At 58.7% G+C, this 6,628-nt stretch carries 5 protein-coding genes; 4 read left to right on the top strand and 1 reads right to left on the bottom strand.

Annotation, left to right across the window (positions count from 1 at the left end; all coding sequences use genetic code 11):
- Positions 1 to 71 precede the first annotated feature (71 nt).
- On the top strand, positions 72 to 641 hold the full coding sequence (gene plsY / locus B7L09_RS20160; RefSeq protein WP_094470340.1) for a glycerol-3-phosphate 1-O-acyltransferase PlsY: 570 nt from the start codon (positions 72 to 74) through the stop codon (positions 639 to 641).
- Positions 642 to 664: 23 nt separating this feature from the next.
- Here plsY and tsaD read toward each other — a convergent pair whose 3' ends face one another.
- A complete protein-coding gene (tsaD, locus tag B7L09_RS20155; protein WP_094470339.1) occupies positions 665 to 1,690 on the bottom strand; it encodes a tRNA (adenosine(37)-N6)-threonylcarbamoyltransferase complex transferase subunit TsaD in 1,026 nt (341 codons plus the stop codon).
- Between the two features lie 200 nt (positions 1,691 to 1,890).
- Here tsaD and rpsU point away from each other — a divergent pair, with 200 nt between their 5' ends.
- The 3 genes from rpsU (at position 1,891) to rpoD (ending at position 6,486) form a co-directional block, all read left to right on the top strand.
- Positions 1,891 to 2,106, top strand: a complete 216-nt coding sequence (gene rpsU, locus B7L09_RS20150) for a 30S ribosomal protein S21 (RefSeq protein WP_002551877.1) — start codon at positions 1,891 to 1,893, stop codon at positions 2,104 to 2,106.
- 482 nt (positions 2,107 to 2,588) lie between these two features.
- Entirely contained in the window at positions 2,589 to 4,568 is a 1,980-nt protein-coding gene (gene dnaG / locus B7L09_RS20145; protein ID WP_094470338.1) for a DNA primase, read from the top strand.
- Between the two features lie 67 nt (positions 4,569 to 4,635).
- The gene (gene rpoD, locus B7L09_RS20140) at positions 4,636 to 6,486 is read left to right on the top strand and encodes an RNA polymerase sigma factor RpoD (RefSeq protein WP_094470337.1); all 1,851 of its coding nucleotides are present in this window, start codon (positions 4,636 to 4,638) and stop codon (positions 6,484 to 6,486) included.
- The last annotated feature ends 142 nt before the right edge of the window (positions 6,487 to 6,628 follow it).

Here is a 6,628-nt window from a genome sequence, read left to right as displayed (position 1 = left end):
CTCTTCTCCGCAGCACGACAAGGGCGCGTTGCCCCGTTAGAATCAGGGCGTCCTCGCCCGGAATAGTTAGCATGTTTTGGTTACTGGCGACTCTCGCCTACCTGCTCGGCTCGCTGTCCTTCGCCATTTTGCTCAGCCGCCTGACGGGAAATCCCGACCCGCGAATGAGTGGCTCAGGCAATGCCGGCGCCACCAATATGTTGCGCCTGGCCGGCAAGAAACTCGCCATCCTGACCCTGATCGGCGACCTCTGCAAAGGCCTGCTGCCGGTGCTGATCGCCGGTGTTGCGGGTCTTTCCCTGCAAGAACAGGCCTGGATCGGCGTTTGTGCCGTCATCGGCCACCTGTTCCCGCTGTACTTCCGNTTTCGCGGTGGCAAGGGCGTCGCCACGGCGGCCGGCATGTTGCTGGGGATTTACCCTCCGGCAGCGTTGCTGGCCGTGCTCGCCTGGTTACTGACGTTCTACCTGACCCGCACGAGTTCCTTGGCCGCACTGATCGCCACACCACTCACCCTGCCACTGCTGGCCTGGCAAGAACCTGCGGCGCTGTTGCCGATGAGCGTGCTGACACTGCTGATCGTCTGGCGCCACCGCGGCAATTTACGCGACCTGTTTGCCGGGCGCGAACGGCATTTTTAAATACCGCACGTGAGCGCCGCTCATCACAGCGCCGACAGTTGCTCCATCGGCCAGCGNGCCTGCACGCTGATCGCCAGGCTCTCATGCTGGCCGGCCTGCAGGCGCTGGCAACCGGCATACGCAATCATTGCGCCATTGTCGGTGCAGAACTCAGGGCGCGCGTAAAAAACATCGCCCTTCATGTCGCCGAGCATTTTTTCCAGCGAAGTGCGCAGGGCCTTGTTGGCACTGACGCCGCCCGCAATCACCAGGCGCTTCATACCGGCCTGCTTGAGGGCGCGCTTGCACTTGATGGTCAAAGTCTCCACCACGGCCTGCTGGAACGCCAGCGCGATGTCGCAACGGGCTTGCTCACTGTCGTCCCCGGCGCTGACGCTCTGTTGCCAGGTGTTCAGGGCGAAGGTTTTCAAGCCACTGAAGCTGAACGCCAGGCCCGGGCGGTCGCACATCGGACGCGGAAAAGTGAAACGCCCTGCAACGCCCCGCTCTGCCAGTTTGGCGATTTCCGGACCGCCCGGATAATTGAGGCCCATCATCTTCGCGGTTTTGTCGAAAGCCTCGCCGGCAGCGTCATCCAGAGACTCGCCTAAAAGCGTGTATTGGCCTATCCCATCGACCTGAACCAGCTGCGTATGGCCGCCGGAAACCAACAAAGCGACGAACGGAAACTCTGGAGGTGTTTTTTCCAACATCGGAGCCAGCAAATGGCCCTCCATGTGGTGCACACCCAGGGCAGGAATGCCCCAGGCAAACGCCAGTGCCTGGGCGCAAGAAGCCCCAACCAGCAGGGCTCCGACCAATCCTGGGCCAGCGGTGTAAGCGATGGCATCGATCTCGGTCGGCACGCAGCCGGCCTCGTCCAACACCTGGCGAATCAACGGCAGCATACGTTTGACGTGATCACGGCTGGCCAGCTCCGGCACCACGCCGCCATAGGCGCGATGCAGGTCGATCTGACTGAACAGTGCATCGGCCAAAAGCCCGCGTTCACTGTCGTAAAGTGCGACACCGGTTTCGTCGCAGGAGGTTTCAAGTCCCAGTACTAGCATGGGTTTGCGCCTTGTAGAGGCTGAATTCGAAGGCGCGCATAATAGTCGCCACTCCCCCTCCCGACTAGCGGTTTTCGATCAGAGGCTTTGCATTCCGGGCAATGAGGGGTTAACATCCGCAACCCTTAAAAACCGACGTCNTCAGCNGCTNTTTTGCGACGAGAACGTTGATTCCCGGTAATGAAAGAAGGTAGCTCTGGATGCCAGCCGTCAAAGTAAAAGAGAACGAACCCTTCGACGTAGCTCTGCGTCGTTTCAAGCGCTCCTGCGAAAAAGCCGGTGTTCTGGCTGAAGTTCGTAGCCGCGAATTTTATGAGAAGCCAACTTCTGAGCGTAAGCGTAAAGCAGCAGCCGCTGTTAAGCGTCACGCTAAGAAAGTTCAGCGCGAGCAGCGCCGCGCCGTTCGTCTGTACTAATACACAGACGTTCGTAGCAAGCTTCTGCCAAGCCCGGCCCTCAGCCGGGCTATTGGCATTTGCGGATATCGCTTGATGCTTCACCGTCAACGCCGCACACGCGACCGAGACAAACCTGCTTCACAGCGTCAGACCTGGCTCTTTTGCCAGCGGTGCACGTCTTTTCTGACGAGCCTTCCAAGGCTACTGACGAGCACACCCACTGATTCCTCTTACGACGATCAGCCCAAGGCACCTTCTTGCGTGCCCGCTTATGAGCTATCCGAGGCCCTCGACTGGCCGCAGCGGATTTCAGCGAAACACTTTCATATAGTCGAATACTGATTGGTACTAACGTCAGTGGATTTTCGGCAGATACACTTCCCGACAGCGATTAAGCAGACGACACCGGTCGAGCCGCACATTTTGCGCGCCTCAAACAACGACCCGCGTTCGGCCGCTCATTGTTTTGGGTCCCTTTAAGCGCAGATGACGAGAACGCCATGGCCGGGCTAATTCCCCAGAGCTTCATTGACGACCTTCTGAACCGCACCGACATCGTCGATGTAGTCAGCTCGCGCGTGCAAATGAAGAAGGCTGGCAAGAACTACACCGCCTGCTGCCCGTTTCACAAAGAAAAAACCCCGTCGTTCAGCGTCAGCCCCGACAAGCAGTTCTACTACTGTTTCGGCTGCGGCGCGGGCGGCAACGCCCTCGGCTTCATCATGGACCACGACAACCTGGACTTCCCCCAGGCCGTCGAGGAACTGGCGAAAGCCGCCGGCATGGAAATCCCTCGCGAAGAAAGTGGCCGCCCGCACAAACCGCGACAACCCACCGACTCGCCGCTGTACCCGCTGCTGACGGCCGCTGCCGACTTCTATCGGCAAGCCCTGAAAAGCCATCCATCGCGCAAAGCGGCTGTGGATTACTTGAAAGGTCGCGGGCTGACCGGAGAAATCGCAAGGGACTTCGGCCTCGGCTTCGCCCCGCCCGGCTGGGACAATCTGTTCAAGCACTTGAGCAGCGACACCCTACAACAGAAAGCCATGGTCGACGCCGGCCTGCTGATCGAGAACGCCGAAACCGGCAAACGCTACGACCGGTTCCGCGACCGCGTGATGTTCCCGATCCGCGACAGCCGTGGCCGGATCATCGCTTTCGGCGGCCGAGTACTGGGGGACGATAAACCCAAGTACCTGAACTCCCCGGAAACCCCCGTGTTTCATAAAGGCCAGGAACTCTACGGCCTGTATGAAGCACGCAAGAACAACCGCAACCTCGACGAAATCATCGTCGTCGAAGGCTACATGGACGTCATTGCCCTCGCCCAACAAGGCTTGCGCAATGCCGTCGCGACCCTGGGAACNGCCACCAGCGAAGAACACATGAAACGCCTGTTTCGCGTGGTGCCCAACGTATTGTTCTGCTTCGACGGCGACCAGGCCGGCCGTAACGCCGCCTGGCGCGCACTCGAAGCNACCCTGCCGTGCCTGCAAGACGGGCGGCGCGCGCGCTTTCTGTTCCTGCCCGAAGGTGAAGACCCGGACACGCTTGTCCGCTCGGAAGGAACGGACGCTTTCCGCGCGCGAATCAACCAGCACGCCCAGCCGTTGGCGGATTATTTCTTTCANCAACTGACCGAAGAAGCCGACCCGCGCTCCCTCGAAGGCAAGGCCCACATGGCCACCCTCGCAGCACCGCTGATCGACAAGGTACCGGGCGCGAACCTGCGCATTCTGATGCGTCAGCGCCTGACCGAAATTACCGGCCTCAGCGGTGAAGCCGTGAGCCAACTGGTTCAAAGCGCACCTCAGGATGCGCCGCCGGCATACGACCCGGGCGTCGATTACGACGCCATGCCGGATTACAGCGACTACCATCAGCCGCAGGCACAAGAGATGTATGCGCCGCAGCAGGAATGGACGCCGAAGAAACCCGGAGCGGGTGGCAAGAAGTGGGACAAGAAGCCCTGGGACAAAAACGGCAAGCGGGGCGGTGATCGCGATCAACCGAGCGCCCCGCGCACACCGATTGCTGTTGAAGCCCCAACCCTGATTGCACTTCGCACGCTCATTCATCACCCGGATCTGGCTGGCAAGGTCGAAACCGCCAACCACTTCGCCAATGAGAGCAATACCTACGCTCAGTTACTGATCGCCTTGATCGAGGCGGTACAGAAAAATCCTAAGCTAAACTCAATTCAGTTGATGGCTCGTTGGCATGGCACCGAACAAGGCCGCCTCCTTAAAGCACTTGCAGAAAAGGAGTGGCTAATTGACGGCGACAACCTTGAACAACAGTTTTTAGACACCATTACTAGGTTATCCGCGGGTCAGCATACGCAGANCCTGGAAGTACTTATCAGGAAAGCAAGGCAGCCAGGATTGACCGCGGAGGAAGCAAATCAGATAGCAAATCAGATGCGCGACCTATTAAAACGCAATATGGCTGTATCAACCCCGACCTCAACTGGCGCGTGAGGTCATAGCTCGGGTATAATCCTCGGCTTGTTTTTTGCCCGCCAAGACCTTCAGTGGATAGGGTGTTATGTCCGGAAAAGCGCAACAGCAGTCTCGTATCAAAGAGTTGATCGTTCTCGGTCGTGAGCAGGGTTACCTGACTTACGCGGAGGTCAACGACCACCTGCCTGAGGATATTTCAGATCCAGAGCAGGTGGAAGACATCATCCGCATGATTAACGACATGGGGATCAACGTATTCGAAGCTGCGCCAGATAAGGATTCCCTTATGCTGGCGGACGCCGATACTGACGAAGCCGCGGCCGAAGAGGCAGCAGCAGCGTTGGCAGCGGTCGAGACCGACATTGGTCGCACCACCGACCCAGTGCGCATGTACATGCGTGAAATGGGTACGGTAGAGCTCCTCACTCGTGAAGGCGAAATCGAAATCGCCAAACGTATCGAAGAGGGTATCCGTGAAGTGATGGGCGCAATTGCGCACTTCCCAGGCACGGTTGACCACATTCTCTCCGAGTACACCCGCGTCACCACCGAAGGTGGTCGCCTGTCCGACGTTCTGAGCGGTTATATCGACCCGGACGACGGTATTGCGCCGCCTGCCGCCGAAGTGCCGCCGCCTGTCGATCCGAAAGCCGTGAAAGCGGACGACGATACCGACGACGACGAAGCTGAAGCCAGCACCGACGACGAAGAAGAAGCCGAAAGCGGTCCGGATCCGGTCATCGCTGCCCAGCGTTTCGGTGCGGTTTCCGATCAAATGGAAATCACCCGCAAGGCCCTGAAAAAGCACGGTCGTGGCAACAAGCTGGCAATTGCCGAGCTGGTGGCCCTGGCTGAGCTGTTCATGCCAATCAAGCTGGTGCCGAAGCAATTCGAAGGCCTGGTTGAGCGTGTTCGCAGTGCCCTTGAGCGTCTGCGTGCCCAAGAGCGCGCAATCATGCAGCTCTGTGTACGTGATGCACGCATGCCGCGTGCCGACTTCCTGCGCCAGTTCCCGGGCAACGAAGTTGATGAAAGCTGGACCGATGCACTGGCCAAAGGCAAGGCGAAATACGCTGAAGCCATTGGTCGCCTGCAGCCGGACATCATCCGTTGCCAGCAGAAATTGACCGCGCTTCAAACCGAAACCGGTTTGACGATTGCTGAGATCAAGGACATCAACCGTCGCATGTCGATCGGCGAGGCCAAGGCCCGCCGCGCGAAGAAAGAGATGGTTGAAGCGAACTTGCGTCTGGTGATCTCCATCGCCAAGAAGTACACCAACCGTGGCCTGCAATTCCTTGATCTGATCCAGGAAGGCAACATCGGCTTGATGAAGGCTGTGGACAAGTTCGAATACCGTCGCGGCTACAAGTTCTCGACTTATGCCACCTGGTGGATCCGTCAGGCGATCACTCGCTCGATCGCCGACCAGGCCCGCACCATCCGTATTCCGGTGCACATGATCGAGACCATCAACAAGCTCAACCGTATTTCCCGGCAGATGTTGCAGGAAATGGGTCGCGAACCGACGCCGGAAGAGCTGGGCGAACGCATGGAAATGCCTGAGGATAAAATCCGTAAGGTATTGAAGATCGCTAAAGAGCCGATCTCCATGGAAACGCCGATTGGTGATGACGAAGACTCCCACCTGGGTGACTTCATCGAAGACTCGACCATGCAGTCGCCAATCGATGTGGCTACCGTTGAGAGCCTTAAAGAAGCGACTCGCGACGTACTGTCTGGCCTCACTGCCCGTGAAGCCAAGGTACTGCGCATGCGTTTCGGCATCGACATGAATACCGACCACACCCTTGAGGAAGTCGGTAAGCAGTTTGACGTGACCCGTGAGCGGATCCGTCAGATCGAAGCCAAGGCGCTGCGCAAGTTGCGCCACCCGACGCGAAGCGAGCATCTACGCTCCTTCCTCGACGAGTGATCACAAAACCCCCGGCCCAGGCCGGGGGTTTTGCTTTATGCAGATTAANTNCCCCGCANTTCCCCCCNGCCGCAATGCCCGTCTACACTCGAACCATTCCCCGTGCCATAACGAGACCGTTATGCCCAGACTGCCGACCGTG

The sequence above is a fragment of the Pseudomonas mandelii genome, from assembly GCF_002251635.1.
Classification (GTDB): Bacteria; Pseudomonadota; Gammaproteobacteria; order Pseudomonadales; family Pseudomonadaceae; genus Aquipseudomonas; species Aquipseudomonas mandelii_B.
Note: the sequence above shows the minus strand (reverse complement) of the source record. Positions and strands in the feature narration are given on the sequence as shown.